The sequence below is a fragment of the Rhizobium sp. BK289 genome (genome assembly GCF_014193575.1).
Taxonomy (GTDB): Bacteria; Pseudomonadota; Alphaproteobacteria; order Rhizobiales; family Rhizobiaceae; genus Rhizobium; species Rhizobium tropici_C.
Window position 1 is genome coordinate 20,176 of the sequence record NZ_JACHZO010000016.1, and the last position, 16,661, is coordinate 36,836.

At 56.5% G+C, this 16,661-nt stretch carries 20 protein-coding genes and 1 pseudogene; 7 read left to right on the forward strand and 14 right to left on the reverse strand.

Going from position 1 to position 16,661, the window contains the following annotated elements:
* Positions 1–45: 45 nt before the first annotated feature.
* The 5 genes from FHT84_RS25290 (at position 46) to FHT84_RS25310 (ending at position 3,296) form a co-directional block, all read left to right on the forward strand.
* Positions 46–540, forward strand: coding sequence for a hypothetical protein (locus FHT84_RS25290; protein WP_145644633.1), 495 nt, complete (start codon positions 46–48; stop codon positions 538–540).
* Positions 537–1,754: an Nramp family divalent metal transporter gene (locus FHT84_RS25295; RefSeq protein ID WP_112342399.1), complete on the forward strand. Its 1,218-nt coding sequence runs from the start codon at positions 537–539 to the stop codon at positions 1,752–1,754. Before FHT84_RS25290 ends, FHT84_RS25295 begins: the two co-directional genes overlap by 4 nt.
* A gap of 1 nt (position 1,755) precedes the next feature.
* Positions 1,756–2,121 (forward strand): hypothetical protein, encoded by a 366-nt coding sequence (locus tag FHT84_RS25300; RefSeq protein ID WP_112342400.1) that lies wholly within the window; start codon positions 1,756–1,758, stop codon positions 2,119–2,121.
* Positions 2,118–2,432, forward strand: coding sequence for a PRC-barrel domain containing protein (locus FHT84_RS25305; RefSeq protein WP_112342401.1), 315 nt, complete (start codon positions 2,118–2,120; stop codon positions 2,430–2,432). The genes FHT84_RS25300 and FHT84_RS25305 overlap by 4 nt, the downstream gene beginning before the upstream one ends.
* 558 nt (positions 2,433–2,990) lie before the next feature.
* Positions 2,991–3,296 carry a hypothetical protein gene (locus FHT84_RS25310; protein ID WP_112342402.1) on the forward strand — a complete coding sequence of 102 codons (306 nt, stop codon included), beginning with the start codon at positions 2,991–2,993 and terminating at the stop codon, positions 3,294–3,296.
* A 68-nt stretch (positions 3,297–3,364) separates the two neighbouring features.
* Here FHT84_RS25310 and FHT84_RS25315 read toward each other — a convergent pair.
* The 11 genes and pseudogenes from FHT84_RS25315 to FHT84_RS25365 all read right to left on the reverse strand — a co-directional run.
* Positions 3,365–3,535 (reverse strand): annotated as a pseudogene (locus FHT84_RS25315) (prevent-host-death family protein); the annotation flags it as partial.
* 86 nt (positions 3,536–3,621) lie between these two features.
* Positions 3,622–4,080: a hypothetical protein gene (locus FHT84_RS25320; RefSeq protein ID WP_112342403.1), complete on the reverse strand. Its 459-nt coding sequence runs from the start codon at positions 4,078–4,080 to the stop codon at positions 3,622–3,624.
* 282 nt (positions 4,081–4,362) lie between these two features.
* Positions 4,363–4,632, reverse strand: a complete 270-nt coding sequence (locus FHT84_RS25325) for a hypothetical protein (RefSeq protein ID WP_210278962.1) — start codon at positions 4,630–4,632, stop codon at positions 4,363–4,365.
* Positions 4,633–4,694: 62 nt separating this feature from the next.
* A complete protein-coding gene (locus tag FHT84_RS25330; protein WP_113249744.1) occupies positions 4,695–5,399 on the reverse strand; it encodes a TfuA-like protein in 705 nt (234 codons plus the stop codon).
* Entirely contained in the window at positions 5,396–6,568 is a 1,173-nt protein-coding gene (locus tag FHT84_RS25335; RefSeq protein ID WP_112342406.1) for a YcaO-like family protein, read from the reverse strand. Before FHT84_RS25335 ends, FHT84_RS25330 begins: the two co-directional genes overlap by 4 nt.
* Positions 6,569–6,581: 13 nt before the next feature.
* Positions 6,582–6,800 (reverse strand): hypothetical protein, encoded by a 219-nt coding sequence (locus FHT84_RS25340; protein ID WP_112342407.1) that lies wholly within the window; start codon positions 6,798–6,800, stop codon positions 6,582–6,584.
* Positions 6,801–6,812: 12 nt separating this feature from the next.
* A complete protein-coding gene (locus tag FHT84_RS25345) occupies positions 6,813–8,561 on the reverse strand; it encodes a hypothetical protein (protein WP_245430356.1) in 1,749 nt (582 codons plus the stop codon).
* Between the two features lie 69 nt (positions 8,562–8,630).
* The gene (locus tag FHT84_RS25350) at positions 8,631–9,014 is read right to left on the reverse strand and encodes a helix-turn-helix transcriptional regulator (protein WP_112342409.1); all 384 of its coding nucleotides are present in this window, start codon (positions 9,012–9,014) and stop codon (positions 8,631–8,633) included.
* A gap of 356 nt (positions 9,015–9,370) precedes the next feature.
* Positions 9,371–9,544, reverse strand: coding sequence for a hypothetical protein (locus FHT84_RS25355; RefSeq protein ID WP_162736958.1), 174 nt, complete (start codon positions 9,542–9,544; stop codon positions 9,371–9,373).
* Between the two features lie 107 nt (positions 9,545–9,651).
* Positions 9,652–10,608 carry an acyltransferase gene (locus FHT84_RS25360; RefSeq protein WP_112342411.1) on the reverse strand — a complete coding sequence of 319 codons (957 nt, stop codon included), beginning with the start codon at positions 10,606–10,608 and terminating at the stop codon, positions 9,652–9,654.
* Between the two features lie 1,124 nt (positions 10,609–11,732).
* A complete protein-coding gene (locus FHT84_RS25365; RefSeq protein WP_112342412.1) occupies positions 11,733–11,993 on the reverse strand; it encodes a hypothetical protein in 261 nt (86 codons plus the stop codon).
* Positions 11,994–12,091: 98 nt separating this feature from the next.
* On the opposite strand from FHT84_RS25365, the gene FHT84_RS25370 reads away from it, so the two are divergent.
* Positions 12,092–14,098, forward strand: a complete 2,007-nt coding sequence (locus FHT84_RS25370; RefSeq protein ID WP_112342413.1) for an ABC transporter ATP-binding protein/permease — start codon at positions 12,092–12,094, stop codon at positions 14,096–14,098.
* A gap of 92 nt (positions 14,099–14,190) precedes the next feature.
* On the opposite strand, the gene FHT84_RS25375 is transcribed toward FHT84_RS25370, so the two are convergent.
* From FHT84_RS25375 to FHT84_RS25385, 3 genes are all read right to left on the reverse strand, one after another.
* The gene (locus FHT84_RS25375; protein ID WP_112342414.1) at positions 14,191–14,607 is read right to left on the reverse strand and encodes a curlin; all 417 of its coding nucleotides are present in this window, start codon (positions 14,605–14,607) and stop codon (positions 14,191–14,193) included.
* Positions 14,608–14,847: 240 nt separating this feature from the next.
* Positions 14,848–15,252, reverse strand: a complete 405-nt coding sequence (gene csgH, locus FHT84_RS25380) for a curli-like amyloid fiber formation chaperone CsgH (RefSeq protein WP_112342415.1) — start codon at positions 15,250–15,252, stop codon at positions 14,848–14,850.
* Positions 15,253–15,318: 66 nt separating this feature from the next.
* Positions 15,319–15,759: a curlin gene (locus FHT84_RS25385; RefSeq protein WP_112342416.1), complete on the reverse strand. Its 441-nt coding sequence runs from the start codon at positions 15,757–15,759 to the stop codon at positions 15,319–15,321.
* Positions 15,760–16,122: 363 nt separating this feature from the next.
* Here FHT84_RS25385 and FHT84_RS25390 point away from each other — a divergent pair, with 363 nt between their 5' ends.
* The gene (locus tag FHT84_RS25390; RefSeq protein ID WP_112342417.1) at positions 16,123–16,482 is read left to right on the forward strand and encodes an SPW repeat protein; all 360 of its coding nucleotides are present in this window, start codon (positions 16,123–16,125) and stop codon (positions 16,480–16,482) included.
* The last annotated feature ends 179 nt before the right edge of the window (positions 16,483–16,661 follow it).

Below are 16,661 nucleotides of genomic sequence, written 5' to 3' on the forward strand. Positions count from 1 at the left end.
CGGCTTCCGAAGAGCTTCTGAATCCCACGACCGGCCACCGCACACTTGGGCAATGATCGTTCTGGCGCCGGTCGCGCCATCGGATTGGAACTCACTCGCCTCTATTTGATTATATTAGGAATATCGCGCTGGGCGGCATCCATGAGGACCTTGGCTGTGAAACTTCTTATCGTCGCCCTGCTGCTTGCAAGCATGACCTCCTGCTCCGACGGACAACAACAAACCGAACGCCAAATTCGCTCGGTACTTTCCTGGAGTGCAACGGCGGACATGGCCCTCGACGCACGCGTGAGAATGCTGGTGCCGAACAGCTTTACCGCCCTCACCATGGAACGGTGCGGAAAAGAGATCGGCAGCCTGTCGACGAAGCTTTCGGCATCTCGGCGGGATTTCGCGACCGTGGCCGATCAGCTGAACACGGTCATCGGCGCGGCGCATGACGACCTCGTCAACGGCCGGACAGATACGATTTCACAGCATCTTGAGGCTTTGCGGAACCTCGAAGCCAAGTTGAAAACGGGCTCCGGAGCAGCACAATGAAAAAATTGCTGCAGATATCGCTTGGCGTCATCACGAGCATCGGCGGTTTTCTTGAAACGGGAAATATCGCGACCTCCAGCCAGGCGGGCGCGGCCCATGGATACGGGCCTCTCTGGGCCATCGTGCTCGGCACGATCTGCGTGATTTTCCTCGTCGAGATGTCGGGGCGGTTTGCAATCGCGAGCCATTACACGATTGTCGATGGAATTCGGGACCGCTTCGGTTCCAACGTTTTTCTTCTGACCGTAACCATAGCGTTTATCGTCAATCTTCTTGTTCTTGCAGCCGAAATCGGCGGCATCTCGCTGGCGCTGCAGTTCCTGACAGGCGTGAAATTTCAGTGGTGGTCGCTGCCGGTGACATTTGCCGTCTGGTTGCTGCTGTGGCGAGGTACGTTCGGCCTCATCGAGAATGGCATATCGTCCCTGGGCCTTCTGGCGCTGTCCTTCGTCGTCGCCGTGTTCGTCATGGGACCGCCTTGGGATGAGGTCGTAAAAGGCGTGGTGCCGACGCTGCCAAGCGAAGATCCCCTCCACTACGGTTTTATCGTCGTCGGAATATTGGGCGCAGTCATCTCCCCCTACCTCTTCTACTTCTATTCCTCGGGCGCCATCGAAGACGAATGGGACAAAAGCTTTTTTGGCGCCAATCGCGCGATAGCAATCATCGGCATGAGCTTCGGCGCGATCATCACCGCCGCCATCATGGTGCTGGCTGCGATGATCTATCCCCCCAAAGGGGTCGGAGACATCGAAGGATATGAGCAGATCGCCATGATCCTCACGCCGGCCTTCGGAAAATGGGGATTCTATCTCTTTGCAATGTCCCTCGGCATCACCTGCCTGGGCGCAGCCCTCGAAGTGAGCTTGGCGCAGGCCTATCTGGTCGCACAGGGTTTCGGATGGAACTGGTCGGAAAATACGAAGCCAAAAGACAATCCCGCCTTCTGCCTCGTCTATACCGCTTCGCTTCTGATTGCCATGATCCCGATCATCGCCGGCATAGATCCTCTCCAGCTCACCATCTTTTCGATGGCGCTCAGCGCCCTCAGCCTGCCGTTCGGCGTGGTTCCCTTCCTCGTTCTCATGAACGACCCGGCCTATGTGGGCGAGCATAGAAATGGCTGGATCAGCAATGCCGCCGTCATCTTTATCGTCGCGATGGCGTTCGTGCTTTCGATTGTAACCACGCCGCTCGAAATTCTGGGAGGCTGACATGTATCTCGGCTGTGACGTTCTGGATAAGCAGGTCGTCGATCGACGGCAGGCCCGCATCGGAAAGGTCGATGGCATCGTGCTTACGGCCGCAGATGACGGCCGGCTCAAGATCGCCTTCATCGAAATGGGTACCCCGGCGCTGGTGCGAAGATTGAGCCGGCGCCTGTATGCCTGGATGCTCGCTTCTTCCCAACGCGCGCAAGCGGGTGACGGCTGGCGTCCCTACCGGATCCCATGGTCGAAAATCACCGATGTGGGCGTCGATATCGAAGCCGATGTCGACAATAGCGAGACACCGCTTGAGCGGGCGCAGGAATGGCTGAGACAACATATCTTCAGCCACATCCCGGGAGGACGGTCGTGACGGAAATTCACCTGGAACTCCTGCTCGGAACGCAGGTTCATGACGTGAATGATCAGCCGATCGGGCGGCTGGAGGAGATCAAGGCGGAACCTATGGAAGAAGATTTCGTCATCGTCGAATATCACCTCGGAGCTCTCGGTTTGCTCGAACGATTATCGGCAACGGCGATCGGCAACGCGATCCTGCGCCCCTTCGGTTTCAGGGAGCGGTCGAGCGGCTACATCGTGCCATGGGACAAGCTCGATGTGACGGATCCCACCCATCTGAAACTCAGATGCACCGTCGCCGCTCTCGACGCGAGACCTCGATGAAAATGCGTATTGCCGCTGGCACGAGCCTGACCAGCGCAGTCAAAGGATGGCAGGATGCCGCAATGCCGGATGGCAAAGCGGCTCGTTGATCACCTCAGTCGTCCTTTCGTCTCAACGCTTGGCAACTTTCTTTGCTGCGCGGATCGCGCCGTTCCACAAGATCTCCACAACTGATAGCGCAACGCCATAATTATCGCCTTAGATGGGAGGGAAGCTGAGTTGTCGATATGGTTCGTTTTCCGCCCGGAATATTAATGGCTGCGATGCTGTGTGCCATCGCGCTTTCCATTCTGCTCGCTACATCGCAAACCCGGCAAACCAAGAGAGATTCCCTAATCCGGAAAGGAGTTGGCGTTACTGATCACTCGCACAAAGGTGATATTATGAAATAGGCGAACTCGACTCGTGCCGGCGCAGGAGCGGCAGTTCATTTTCGACAAGTGTCCTTTGCTTTGGTTTCTTGTCCGGCACACCCCGGCACATACCCGCAAAGTTTGAGTTGACCATTCTCGATGGCGAGGTGACACTTGCAACCCGCAGAAGGCAGGAGGAAAAACGATGGTCGAGGCAGACCGCTGGCGCCATATGGCAAGCGCACCGAAAGACGGCAGTCGCATCCTTGTCACGATCCGCCCGTCCGAACAGGGGCCGGCAGAAGTTGACCTTGCCTATTGGTCGAATGGCGATCAGTTCGGTGCGGAAGGCTGGCGCGCCTCTGATTCTGCGCCCGGCCGCATCGTCGAATATGCCGAGCCGGAATTGAAGTGCTGGATGCCGATGCCGTCGGCCAATCTCAACCGCACCTCGATGCCCTCACCGTGGGAAGGCGATGATACCCAGCAACTCGACGGATCAGGGATTTAAGAAATCGTACCTGCAGGTCGCGAAGAACCGATGACAAGATTGCGTCAGCGAGAGCGACTGACCTCGGCTCACCGACTCGCCTCATCACTATCCGCATAAGCTTCGACGGCGGCCTCGAATTCGGCAAGCAAAGCGTCGGACATGGTATCGTTCGTGCCGGCTGCACAAGCATCGGACTGACGCATGAGGCGTTCGTAATCCTCGATGTTGAGCAGTACGAGCCGAGGCTTGTTGCGCTGTAATTGCTGCAAAACGACCCGCATCGGCGGACGGTTGTCAGTCTGTGGCGACGGCTTGCAAAGCAAGCTTCAAAGTTCAGATCTCATCAATAGCAGACTTGCCGCTCTGCCTCGCATTGGCTGTAGAGTGACTTCAGTTTGGTCCGTTGGGTATGCGACATGCTCTTGGAAAAATCGCTCAATGCCCAAAACATCGCGATCCTTTCCAGCTGCGTCGGATTATTCATTCCGCATCGAAACAAGCTGACCAGCGCGGCGGCAAACCCCTCGCGGCTGTATTGAGTATCGTCGAACCAGGTCTGCCGCGTCACTAAGTCAAATACTCGCTTTATGACCTTGAGCTCATTTTGTGACAAATCGCCTTGTGCGAAACGTTTCAACCTTTCCATGATCCCCTCCACCGCAAGATTGCTGGCAACCTCACGTAAGCTCGGCATGAGCAGAGACTGCTCAATGCCGACTGAGTTTCTCTTAGGCTTTTTCAGCCGTTGAGTGCGCCCATAGAATTTGCGGAATGGGCCATTGCACTCGGCAGTGTGAAGCATCATGAGGCTCGACACCGACAGGCCCGATAAACGCCCGATAAGCGATCATCTTTGCAGGCGTGATCGGGACAATTTCACGACACCTGTTCACGGCCAAAGTCAGAGCCAGTTCAACGAACGGCAGATACCGCAGGCAATCGCGAGCCATGCAATAATAATTGCTCCAAACATCATAACCGCAATCCTCATATTCCCCTGAGGTTCCTTGAAATCCGCAGCGATGCCTGTTGTGTCGGCAGAGCTTGTTTTTCTCGCAGGCCACTCCATCGGGACGAGAACCTGCTAGCAGTGACCATGCATGTCACCGACGACAAGCCCGTTCAGATGGGCGCTGAAGAGTGTCGGGAACTCGGTCTCTAAAATCGAAAGAAGTGCGGCTTGCACCTCCTTTATAAGGAACACGGCCTGCGGTGCATCGAGATCACTCGCGACTCCGCCGGCATACTGCATCATTTTTACAAGCGCCAAGATCTCGCCCGCACGTTCCTGTTTCCCAAAATCGCTCACTGTTAAAAGCCCCGCCAAAACGATCTGATGGAGGGAGATTGGCATATTTCGATTGATGAGGGTCGTTGCAAAAGCGTTGCACACGCAGAGACTGTATTCAGAATCAACTACATTCGGTAAAATTGCGGAAAGAGCTTACGCCACAGCGGTGTCGCATTGAAAGACCAGCCCCACTTATGTGCCTGCAACGACGCTTCGGCAAGGGCGTGCACAAGCTCGATCGCATCCAGACGCTTCTGGTCGGTCCACGCTTTTGCGACAAGTGCCCTCACCTGCCCTGTGTCCATATCGGCGGCTTCGGCAATGCGCTTCCAGGTCCGATCCTTGAAGAATATACGCCGAGCTGCCTGGGAGAGCTGCAGAGCCTCCTGCCTGCCGATAATGCCTTGGCTGATCGCAGCCTCGATTGTGGCATCGACATTGACCAGCGGCACCGACAAAGCGGGATAGCCCAATTCCGCTGGGCCATGGAGGAGAGCAACATCCGCGTCCTCCTCGCGGCGCCCGGAAGCATAGTCATCGAAGATCCGGCCAACGCCGACCATGCCGTAAGCCCGGCACTCCACGGCGCGGAGCGCTCCCATGCTGGCTGCCCCGAACACGGGGATACCGCGGGAGAGGGCAAAGAGTAACTCCTTGTGCCACACCGGCGCGACGAATTCGAACTGACCGTCGATAAGGCCGATAGCGGTCGCCCCCTCCTCGAGTGCTCTCATAACGTCGCCCTGGCATGCCGGGGGTCGTATGACCATCGTACTGTCGGCATATGCTTCGGCATCGGGCAAGCTCGGACCTACGAAGAACACTTTCACAGGAAACCCTTTGACAATGCGCGGCTGCCGAGACGAATTCGGCGATCCCCGTCAGGATGTTCGAGTTGCGGCGCGAAAACCTTTACGACCGATGCCGGAAGCCATTCGGGTGCCAGCTCGATTGCATAAAGCTGGTCAATACCGCCTCCCAACAGGGTCTCGACAAGCCGGTCGAGCGCATCTTGCGCAGACACGGCCGACATCGTCGGCAGTTCGCTCAGGTTCGTCGTGCATCGAGCCCGGAACAATTGCAGATGGGCAGGATCGGCGCGGCGTGAGAACAGTTCCGGGACAAGATCATCTCTGGCACCGGCGATGAAGGTCATCCGCGACTGCACGGCCTCGGAAACGGCCCGGGCTGCGGCCAACTCCGGGGACAAGGATGCCCCTGCGCCCATGGTCAAATCGACATATCTCAGCGAGCCGTCATCGCCTTTCGGCCGCAGCAATGCGACGATGGAGGCGACAGCCAGATCGCTCGTCACATCGAAAAGGGCGAGATCGAAGTCTGCCGAGAAAATCTTCTCCAACATCTCGCGAATACCCTCATCTTCGATGCTATACGGATCTATCCGGCGTTCGTGCCGATGCGCCGGTTCGCCGACGTTCCAAAGGACGCAAGCATCCCGCTCGACCCGCTCCAGCAGCCCGTGCAGGACGGCCTCATGCCAGGTATTCCCCGACGCCAATCCATCCGATGATACCCAGAAGCGTGGGCGGACATGCGTTCGGTCAAGATGAATGGCCTCGAAAGGTACGAATATCGAGGCGTTCTTGGCCAGATCGTGGGCTTGAGACCATCTGATCTGCTCCATGGCCTCTATCGGTTGCGCACCGATCGCCAGCAGATCTTCCAGGCAATCCGTGGCATGACCGCTTGCGGCAAGATCATTCAGACTTGCCATGAGCGTTGAACAATAGGGTTGGGTCGCGACCGATCGCTCGATCGCTTCCATCACCGCGGATGTTTTCGCAGAGACGTCATCCAGACCTTTTCCCTGAGCGATGACGATCGCCCTGGAATTCGGGGCATAGGCGCACCAGACGGGAATGCCTATGCGATCGAGCTCGGTCTGGCGGCCGACACGGGTTATGCCAAATCGTCCCAGATGGGGCCAAACCCTCGACAAGGTTTCGCCAGGAGGGCATGCTCTAAAGTTGTTTGACACCGATCACGAGTGCCTAGCCTTCAAAGAGGCCCGACGCCACATCGCCTGCCGACGTCAACGCCACAGCGAAATCGACATCTTTCTCCACTCTGATCCCTTTGCCCCGCCAGGATTCAGCCTTCCCCAGATCGCCCGTCAGCCGCCGCGTGTATCGAACGATGGTCCCCTTTTCGAGGTCAGCTAGCCAAAGCCCCTTTTCACCCTTAATTCCAATCAGAACTGCCTTTGCCATAATTTCTTCCTCTCAAAAACCGGCCTTCAACAGGCCTTCCCTGTAATGCTCAATCTGCCACTTTTCCTTGATTGGAATCATGGCAAGCCATGCCTCAAGATCGAAATTCGGATTGTCGCGCAGGGCGCGCTGTCGATACATCTTGGCCTTCGCGAGATCCCCCAGCATTGCCCAACTTGCCGCCGCAAGCCTGCTTGCTGGTCCTGGGTCTCTCATTCTGTCCAGATAGGCCAGCGTTTCGGTATATTCTCCAATGAAATAGCTGGCTCCTGCTGCGGTCCAATAATAGTAGTCCGGAGCAAGCGGATTGAGATCAAGAGCAGTCGCAACCTTCTCCAATGCCGCTTTCGGATTGGCGCCATGGGTGAGGCTGTCGGCGTGGCTGCAAATCACATCCGCATAGTGCGGGCTAAGGTCTTCAGCATTCGACAAGGCCTCGAGGCTGCCGTCGATATTGCCGCGGTAGAGCCGGGCGACGCCGATTTCCTTGAAGCCTCCGGCGAACTGGCTGTCATCACGGATTGCATCCGCCGCCATTTTCTCCGCCTGATGCAACAGGTCGCCATCGCCGCGCGCCGTCAGAACCCATTCCATCGTCAAGGTCCTGGCGATGCCCGCAAGGGCCGCCGCAAAACCCCGCTCGTGCTCGAGAGCCTCTTTAAAATGCTTGCGCGCGCGGCGAACATTCTGAAGGCTCAGGCGGGACAGGCATTGTACGCCTTCGAGATAGGCAAAATAGGCCTGAGGCTTACAGCTGAAATCGGAAACGATGTGGTGGAAGGCGCCAACGCGCTCGATGATGGAGTTCTGGATGGCGGTAGCGATCGCGTTGCGATGCTCCGTTATGGCCGCACTATCCAGCTGGACGCGTGTCGCCCAGACAATTTCATCCCGCGGCATGAAAATCAGCTGGGCGAACAGGCTGTTGTCCGTTCTCTTCGTATCGAGCGCATAGACCACATTATGCTGCTTGAGAAGCCCGGCCTTGTCGTTTGAGGAGCGGATCTGCTCGGCGGTATAGGGAGCGACTACGGAGACGCTTCGGTCGACGCAAAGACTGATCGTCAGATCCTCGATAACCGCATTTGCGACCGATCCGGCTCGTTCCGAATCCTCCAGCGTCTCAGGCGGAAGCAGGGCGATACGCGGTACGGGATTGCCGGCGGCAACCGGAAGCATATCCTGAGCCGGCTGGTTTGAAATCGGATCTTTCGCTCCGCCGATCAACTGACTGTAAGACGTAATTTTCTCGCCGAGCGCCGCCCTGACCTCGTCATCCGTCTGATCCCAGTCCAGCAGAAGCATGGCTGCGCGCTTCAATTCGCCGCGATTTTGGGACCAAGAGGCTTGGCCCAGCGTTTTGAAGAATTCCACTCGCAGCTCCCCTGCGAGCCGCGCCCGCACGTCGCGTACCCAAACAGCCGCGGATCCGGAGCCGTTGCCGTAAGCGGGCAGGAAATTCTTGGCGACGGCATCGGCGAGCGCGCTAAGCCTGGCAATGCCGGATGCATTTTCGACAGCATCCAGATCGCACCGCAACGCCTCGAAGTTCAATGCGAGGCTCGTCGCGGCACCGCTGATCAGCGGACTGGATGATTTGGACGTCGCAGTCGCCAAACGCAGAAGCGTCGACCTCAAATTGGCGCCGGCAGCCTGCAGATCGCCGGGCCAGAGGAAAGCCGCCAGGTCCTTCCGCGGCATCGATCGTCGACAATCGTAAAGATAGGCTAGCATGAGCAGCGCCTGCTTTGGCACATTCATGCGATCACCCTTCTCATCATAAAGGGCGCAACTGCCGAGTGTCGTTAAATGAAATGTCATCTTGCTAGATCAGCGCTCGTTGTCAGGTCCGGTTGATTGCACAAAAGCGAGCATCCTTGCCCGCAGCCGCTTGTCCTCAAGCGCCGATAAGGCTGTCTGCAAAGCGGCCTCATGATGTCTGGTAAATTGAAAATCAGCTGGTCTCGCCACAGAAGGAAGGGCATCGACCAATGTGCTTCTGAAGAAAAACATGGCCGGGGCATCGAGAATTTCAGAGATGCACAGAAGGCGACCAGCACCGATTTTTTCTATGCCGCGCCCGTATTTCTCGAGCTGCTGAGGGCTTATGCAAAGCTTCGCGGCCAATACATCCTGCGCAATTGACAATTCTTCCCGGCGCAGCCGGATGCGTAATCCAACCTCTACATCGATCGCGTCGGATTTTTTGTCCATGAGGCACCCGCCAGCAAAGAAACTACTTTCATGTTCGCAGGTTTCCTCCGAATTCACAATGTTCCAGCAATGTATAATGAACGAGACGTCGGCCTAATTATTCGCGGTCGGCGTCGCAATAATCATGGTTTCACCGTATGAGGAAAACACTCCGCCGAGTTCCTCCAATGGTTGCGCAAGTACCAATGTACGGCCAGCCGGCGCCCATCTCGACAAAAATACGCGGCCCTGCGGATTTGTATCGCATTACGACATTAAATCCGCGGCTTGGAGGATTGCCCATGATTGCGCCGACGGACAAGCCAACGCCGTCCATGGCGGCTCGGCGGGTTACGACGGAAGTGCGAAATGATGTCCTAGTCGTCTTCGTTCCGGTTTTGCCGCACCTCTTCCACAATCGCGCCGGTGTCGTCGTTGTGCTCGCGTGTCTCGTTTCTGCGGCGACCTGGGTCTGCCAATTGCCACAGGACAAAGCCGGCAGCGCCGAGGCTGCCAATAACGGCCACAATGACTTCGAAATTCCAAATCATTGCCTCCTCCATTTGCTGGAGCGTATTCCCGCGATTTGCGCATCGTGATTGGCAGAGCAAAGCCGATGGCCATCAAGCCGAGCCCAGCTTCGGTTCGTCTTCCATGGTCAGCCGCCTTTTTCTGCAAAAGTCCGGTAGCGGCCATTCCAAGACGCCACCATATGAGCCGCGCCGAGAAGACCCACCGTGCCGACCATCTGCGCAATTGGCCCAGCAGCGCCGATCTCCCGACAGAAGAATTGAAAAACGGAAAGAAGCGGATAGTGTACGATGTAGAGTGGATAGGAAATATCGCCGAGCCAGCGCGACAACGCTTGCAACTTTGCCGGCACTTCGAGTGCGATGGACCAGACGAGCAACATGGGCAGAGTTAACAGCGCAATATCCGTGCCAGCTCGCGAGTAATAGAAAACGACCATAAGCCAAACGGGCGGCAATAGTGCGAGCCACGTACGCCAACACGGCCTGACGCCAAGCCGCGCCAGCAACACGCCGAAGGGAAAGGCGAAGCCAAGCCGCGCAATGCCGATGTGGATGGTGTCCCACGTGCTGCCAACGTTCAGATCATCGCCCCATGCCAGCAGCGCAACACCCGAAACCGCCGTCATCGTCAGCAGTATCGGTGGCGTCAGGTAACGCCGACACGCGCTATAAAGAAAGTAGGCGGTGAACTCCAGAAAGAGCGTCCAGCACGGAACATTGACCGGAAAATAGTCCCCGGCAACAGGCGCGGGCAGAACTGCCAGATTAAGCGGAACGACCCATGCTGGCGGGCAGTCGATACCTGCAAATACCTTAGCCACTATTACGAAGGCACCAAGAAAAATGCCGATAAGGAAGACCGGATAGAGCCGTTTCAGCCTGGCGGCAAAGAAACCAGGCGTCGTCATGCCAGCTATGAATCGTGGGCCGTAAACCGTTTCGGTGACAAAGCCCGACAGCGCGAAAAAGAAATCGACCGCCAGATAACCGAACGGTGCGACGTGCCAGATCAATCCCATATGAAAATGCACAACGGCGATAGCAGCAAGGCCGCGTATCGCGTCCAGGGAATAGTACCGCATTTGGAGAACCTCTCCGAATTTTCCGCAGTTATTTTGTACGAGGCAAGCATCCTTCGATAAGATGCAGCCGCACGGTCGGTGTGCCGCGCAAGCGAGCCAGCTCGCGCGCGTCCACTCCGGTACAAGACTTTCAGACTTCACTGATGATGAAATTGCATTTTATGGTGCATCGCTATCGACGATGCCACACCCACGAAATGATCTCGAGGAGAACAATAGATCGTTTAAAGCGCCCTCCGCCCGCTCCGCCTCCTTTGATTGAGTGGCGGGAAGATAATATAGCGCAGCGGTTTTGCCAATATGTTAAGTAATATTTTAATCTAAATGAGATAAGTTGTAATTATTGTCTATTTCTTATATGCATTGGCACGTTATACACCAATAAATTTAAATATAATTCAGAAAAACAGGATCTTCAATCTCCGGTTAAATTAGAAACGAATTTCATCTCAGGCGCAAGCACGGCCGCCGGCTATCTTTCCGGCTAATTATCGGCCCAAATAGATTGGCTCTACTTAAATTGCCTAAACCTCTCTTATCTCTCAGCACACATGATCAAAGCGCAGCTTTTTTCATCCGGCTAAGCACGTAAGCAAAGGTTTGCCGACGCTGAAAAAAGTGAGAGGCGAAACTTTTAGACGGCGGCTGTCATATCCCTCATCGCCGATTGCATGAACTGAGGAATTCGGCGTGCGATTGTTTGCCGTCATCGCCGTAATCCGACTGCGCTGCGATCACCCATTTCTCGCTGAAGCATCACTCCCATCGTCTGGTTTTGTTTCGGATTCCATTTCCACCTGCGATTGATTAAGGATATGTTAGCTGCTCTACGGATCGTTGTCTCGCACCGGTCAGACCGACTTCAGGTGGAGAAATTTAGATGGATCTTTGCCCGTGGCGTCCGCGACCGCTCCTTTTCCTGGAAACGCGATCGCACTGAACGGTTTGCTTTGGACAAAGATATCGACGCGGAGAGTGTAAACGTTCATGTCAAGAACGGTGTCCCAGGATCTTGCCCAGCAAGTCGAAGCTTGAGGCCCGGCAATGCGAAACGTCGCTATGGTTCGCAACAAACTGAAAACGCCGGTGCCAATTTCCACGCAGGCGCCCGAAATCGTCCATCGCTAAAACATGTCCGCGAATCGGATTTTCTGGCCATCAAGGTAGCCATGCTCATAAGCTTTGGCCTGTTCGCTGCCAGCGGGAAAGGGGTTCTCTTTGTTTTCCACCTCACGCTTTCCTGCTTTGATTCCCTGTTCATACGCGTCTTTCTCGCTTTCTGAAGGGGCGAGAGGGGGCAATGGCTGAGGGTAATATTGTATAGGGTTCGGCAACCCAAATTCTGGCGCACACAGCGGTGCGCTCATTGGCTTTTGCGGGCACATGGTAAATTCCTCCTGATACTGAAACGCTAATTGCGATGGACAGTTCCTCAAGGCTGCCGTCCATGAAACTTTTTGATTTTTAAGCCGTTGTCGTGCTTATGACCGACGCTAAATCCAAACAGAAATCGGTCGACGGTACCAAAGCGCATGGTGCCAAGAGGTCGCGTCAAGGTAAGGCATCGACTGTGGAGGTCGAGCCCCCGCCAAGTTTCATTGAACCCGATCCGCAGCTAACGCCCGAAGAAGCAGAACAGGCGCGCAAAAGATATTTGCTGAGGCGCTTCTGGATCAGCGCGCGAGGTTATTGGGGCAACGGCGGTGATGGACTTGCGTGGCCATGTTCAATCGGCCTGTTGATCCTGATCGGCACCAATGTCTGCTTCCAGTATGGGATCAATATCTGGAATCGCGCAATTTTTGACGCGATAGAGCAGCGCAACGCCCATACCGTATATTTTCTAAGCGCCATGTTCCTGCCGCTCGTGCTCGGAAGCGTGGCTCTTGTCGTCGTCCAAGTCTCGCTGCGAATGGCAATTCAGCGCCGCTGGCGGTCCTGGCTGACCACGGCGCTCATCGCGCGCTGGCTGGCAAACGGCCGCTACTATCAGCTGAACCTTATCGGTGGCGATCACAAGAACCCGGAGGCGCGCATCGCCGAGGATTTGCGGATTGCCACGGAAGCGCCGGTGGATTTCATCGCTGGCGTCATTTCGGCCTTTCTGTCGGCCTCGACCTTCATCGTGGTGCTCTGGACGATCGGCGGCGCCCTGACCGTGACAATCGCCGGTTCGACAATCACAATTCCCGGCTTCCTCGTCATCACCGCGGTGCTCTATGCCGCGATCACCTCCACCTCGATGGCGGTCATCGGCCGCCATTTCGTCCATGTCTCCGAAATCAAAAATCAGGCGGAAGCCGAATTTCGCTATACACTGACGCATGTGCGGGAAAACGGCGAGAGCATCGCATTGCTCGGCGGCGAAGAGGAGGAGCGTAACGACCTCGACAAAACCTTCGGCAACGTGCTCAGGCAATGGGCGCTGCTTGCGCACCAACATATGCGCACGACGCTTGTGTCGCAGGGGTCGAGCCTGTTTGCGCCCGTCGTGCCGATTTTGCTTTGCGCGCCCAAATTTCTCGAAGGCAGCATGACGCTCGGGCAGGTCATGCAGGCAGCTTCTGCTTTCGCTATCGTTCAGAGCGCATTCGGATGGCTGGTCGACAACTATCCCCGCCTCGCCGATTGGAACGCTTGCGCGCGACGCGTCGCTTCGCTGATGATGTCGCTCGACGGGCTTGAGCGTGCGGAAAAGAGCGACACAATGGGCCGCATCAAGCATGGTGAAGCCGAAGGTGATGCCATGCTCAGCCTGAACGATCTCTCCGTGTCGCTGGACGACGGCACCGCCGTGGTCAAGGAGACTCAAGTCGTAATCGAACCCGGAGAGCGGGTGCTCGTCGCCGGAGAATCCGGCACGGGAAAGAGCACGCTTGTGCGGGCCATTGCAGGTCTTTGGCCGTGGGGCGGCGGCAGTGTCAACTTCCACGCCGACAGACGATTGTTCATGTTGCCCCAGCGGCCTTACATTCCTTCCGGAACACTTCGCCGGGCAGTCGCTTATCCCCGCGCCGCTGACAGCTGGACGCTGGATGAGATCAAGGCCGCTCTCGACAAAGTGGAACTCGATTATCTGAACGACAAGATCGAGGAAGAAGCGCCATGGGACCAGACATTGTCGGGCGGCGAAAAGCAGCGTCTCGCATTCGCGCGTCTCCTGCTGCACGACCCCGATATCATCGTGCTGGATGAAGCAACATCGGCACTCGATGAGAAGAGCCAGGACAAGATGATGGAGATGGTGATCCGGGAATTGCCGAGGATCACCATCATAAGCGTGGCGCATCGTGCCGAGCTGGAAGCCTTCCATAGCCGCAAGATCACCCTGGAGCGTCGCGCGGGCGGCGCAAAGCTTGTCAGCGACATTGATCTCGTTCCTCGCGGGGGGAAACGGAATCTGCTTTTGCACCTCCTGAAAGATCGGCGTTCTCTACCGCGACACAGCATAGCCCAGAGTAAAGCATCGCGGCGCCAGAATAGACATTGACGGTGCCTGGTCGGGTGTTTTGGAAAAGCTTGGAAAGCCTTTGAGAAGCCGTGTCCTGGCGTTCGGGGCAAGCACAGCTCATCGACGAAATTCTACCAACCAAACAGCAACGCCGCCCCACTTTGCCCGTCGCCGTTCTGCACGACTTGCGTGTCGGTATTTCTTCCGAACTGGAAGATGCCATAGGAGTTATCGCTGCCGTTCTGCTGCAGCGTCGCGGAATGGCCGTTGCCTTCCTGGCGCACGATACCGAGATTGTCTCGTCCATTCTGCCCGAGGCCGGCAAGATTGTTTCGGCCGAACTGACGGATATGAGCACCCCCACGCAGGCCATTGTAGAGCGAATAGGCCCGCAAACCGAAATCCATCACTTCGGCATCCTGTGCCGTTCGAGGCGAAAGATAAAATGCGATCGAGCCGCCGGCCATGGCGGAGCCTGCTTGCGCCGAGACGCCAAGCAATAGGGCAATAGTGGCGATTCCTAGAGTGTTGGCGAGCTTGGTATTCATGATTGCCTCTCCTGATCCGGCCGTCGTCAGCCGATACGCCACTTTTGCAAAACCAAGCTGAACCAAGTTGGAAGAGGATGTTCAGCAGCCATTTAACTGCACGGATAGAGGAAGGCGGATAGGCCCAAAGCCGCCAACGGGGCTTGGGAACTGATTGCGGCAGGCAGACAAAAAGAGCCATTCAGCGGTTCAGGAAATCGCTGAATGGCTCCATCGCTGCTTGAGCACTTAAAGTATCTTTCAGAATACGCCCGCCACCTGTTTGGTGCAGCTGACGTTCCCGCCGGGCACCGTCACCTTGAGCTTCACATCGTAAAGGGCGCCGCCCGCGCTGACACTTATTCGGCCGAGCGACGTCGTGCGTCCGGCCACCGCCGAAAATTCACCGCCCTGCTGGATGTTCGAGGAGCCTCCCTCGCCTCCGCCGGATACGCTGATGCTATAGGTGCCACTCATTTCCCTGTCGGAATGCACAAGCGGCTCCAAAAATATCGTATCGCCTTGAATTTTCTCTCGAATTTCGCAGCGAATTGGTGCTGAGCCCGAGCTGTCCGTGTCGAGAACGGCAGCGCTCGCGCCGGCGGCGATCAGTCCGGCGAGCATCATCGCTGCGGTGATGGGAAAGCCTCTGCCTGAGTTAACCATGGATTGCCTCCTTGTCGTGGCAAAGAACGAGGCCGGGAACACAGGTCCCGGCCCGTGTCGCAAAGGTCAAGGGCAGGTCTGGACGAACGCGGCTACATTCCCGTTGCCGCCTTGGCTGACATCGGCGTTGCAACCGTGCCCGACCTGGACACCCGCGGCGATGTTGCCGTTGCCATCCTGCGTCAGAATAGCGGTGTGATTTGAGCCGAACTGTCCTATGCCGGCCACGTTGCGGCTGCCGTACTGATAGGTGGCTCCGTAGTTGTTGTCGCCCTCCTGCCCGACGGCAGACAGGTTGCGATGGCCGTATTGCTGGCCGATGGCAGTATTGTAGCGTCCGTCCTGATAAAACCGAACACGGTTCCTGTGGCCGTTCTGCGCGCCGCCGGCGGAGTTCTGCCAGCCATACTGTTCGATGCGCACGTCGTTGGCCATCGCCGGGGTGATGACGACAGCGCCGACTGCGGCAGCGGCAAGAAGAGTGCGGATAATGGACGTGCGGATCATTTTGACCCCTCCTTCGATGCGGATATCACCGCGGTTGAACGGCTCCTTTGTAGGCCTCGTGTTCAGAACGGATGCTGAAGACGGTGTTCATCCGAAATTCAGCGATCTGCATCATCCGGAGCAACGGGGGAGGACATCACGGCCATGTAGCGCCTTACGGCGGAATCTTTCCCCGCCTGTTCGCTTCTTGAAAGCAGAGCTGGGACGGCAGCATCCATTACAGCTGAAACTTTAGACATAATACCGAAAGTATCGCTCACACGTTATCTTGAAATGGAAGCGAAAGTAACCACTTATATACTTAGGCGTGAAGTTCACGCTAAGTGTAGCCAACACTAGGCTTCTTATTGGGAGGAAGTTGTTATGGCAATGCCTCTGATGGAAAGAAAGAGAATGCTGGATTGGGTAAATCTGATCCTGGCGGCATGCTTGTTTGTCTCTCCGTGGATCTTCGGTTTCACAGCTGAGATGATACCCAGCTGGAACGCATGGATCGTTGCCGCCCTGTTGGGCGTGTTTGCGGTCGCTGCGCTTTCAGTATTTGCTGAATGGGAGGAATGGGCCAGTCTGGTACTCGGTCTTTGGCTGATTGCATCTCCCTGGCTGCTTGGTTTTGCCCCCAATGCAAGCGCAATGTGGACGGATACCGTTCTCGGCGTGCTCATTGCTGGTGCATCACTATGGGTCGTCTGGGATGCGCACCATCCGCATGCCCACGCTTAGGCATGGACACGCACATGACATTAGCTAGATCTGCCGCCAAGCGGCAGGTCTAGCGACTGTCCAACTGAGATCGGTCTAGCTTTGGAACAGGCTCCGCCTCGATCTTGCGTCAGAGTGTGGATCGAGAATGGATCATAAGCGCCGCTCGCATTCCTGTGAAGCAATGCTAGCGGCGCAGA

What these genes read in the sequence shown, in the direction of transcription:
- FHT84_RS25340 (WP_112342407.1), bottom strand. Translation starts at nt 6,800, where the DNA reads ATGGCAAAGGCAGTTCTGATTGGAATTAAGGGTGAAAAGGGGCTTTGG.
- FHT84_RS25295 (WP_112342399.1), top strand. Translation starts at nt 537, where the DNA reads ATGAAAAAATTGCTGCAGATATCGCTTGGCGTCATCACGAGCATCGGC.
- FHT84_RS25310 (WP_112342402.1), top strand. Translation starts at nt 2,991, where the DNA reads ATGGTCGAGGCAGACCGCTGGCGCCATATGGCAAGCGCACCGAAAGAC.
- FHT84_RS25385 (WP_112342416.1), bottom strand. Translation starts at nt 15,759, where the DNA reads ATGATCCGCACGTCCATTATCCGCACTCTTCTTGCCGCTGCCGCAGTC.
- FHT84_RS25360 (WP_112342411.1), bottom strand. Translation starts at nt 10,608, where the DNA reads ATGCGGTACTATTCCCTGGACGCGATACGCGGCCTTGCTGCTATCGCC.
- FHT84_RS25375 (WP_112342414.1), bottom strand. Translation starts at nt 14,607, where the DNA reads ATGAATACCAAGCTCGCCAACACTCTAGGAATCGCCACTATTGCCCTA.
- FHT84_RS25300 (WP_112342400.1), top strand. Translation starts at nt 1,756, where the DNA reads ATGTATCTCGGCTGTGACGTTCTGGATAAGCAGGTCGTCGATCGACGG.
- FHT84_RS25350 (WP_112342409.1), bottom strand. Translation starts at nt 9,014, where the DNA reads ATGGACAAAAAATCCGACGCGATCGATGTAGAGGTTGGATTACGCATC.
- csgH (WP_112342415.1), bottom strand. Translation starts at nt 15,252, where the DNA reads ATGGTTAACTCAGGCAGAGGCTTTCCCATCACCGCAGCGATGATGCTC.
- FHT84_RS25325 (WP_210278962.1), bottom strand. Translation starts at nt 4,632, where the DNA reads ATGCCAATCTCCCTCCATCAGATCGTTTTGGCGGGGCTTTTAACAGTG.
- FHT84_RS25345 (WP_245430356.1), bottom strand. Translation starts at nt 8,561, where the DNA reads ATGAATGTGCCAAAGCAGGCGCTGCTCATGCTAGCCTATCTTTACGAT.
- FHT84_RS25390 (WP_112342417.1), top strand. Translation starts at nt 16,123, where the DNA reads ATGGCAATGCCTCTGATGGAAAGAAAGAGAATGCTGGATTGGGTAAAT.
- FHT84_RS25320 (WP_112342403.1), bottom strand. Translation starts at nt 4,080, where the DNA reads ATGCTTCACACTGCCGAGTGCAATGGCCCATTCCGCAAATTCTATGGG.
- FHT84_RS25355 (WP_162736958.1), bottom strand. Translation starts at nt 9,544, where the DNA reads ATGATTTGGAATTTCGAAGTCATTGTGGCCGTTATTGGCAGCCTCGGC.
- FHT84_RS25370 (WP_112342413.1), top strand. Translation starts at nt 12,092, where the DNA reads ATGACCGACGCTAAATCCAAACAGAAATCGGTCGACGGTACCAAAGCG.
- FHT84_RS25365 (WP_112342412.1), bottom strand. Translation starts at nt 11,993, where the DNA reads ATGTGCCCGCAAAAGCCAATGAGCGCACCGCTGTGTGCGCCAGAATTT.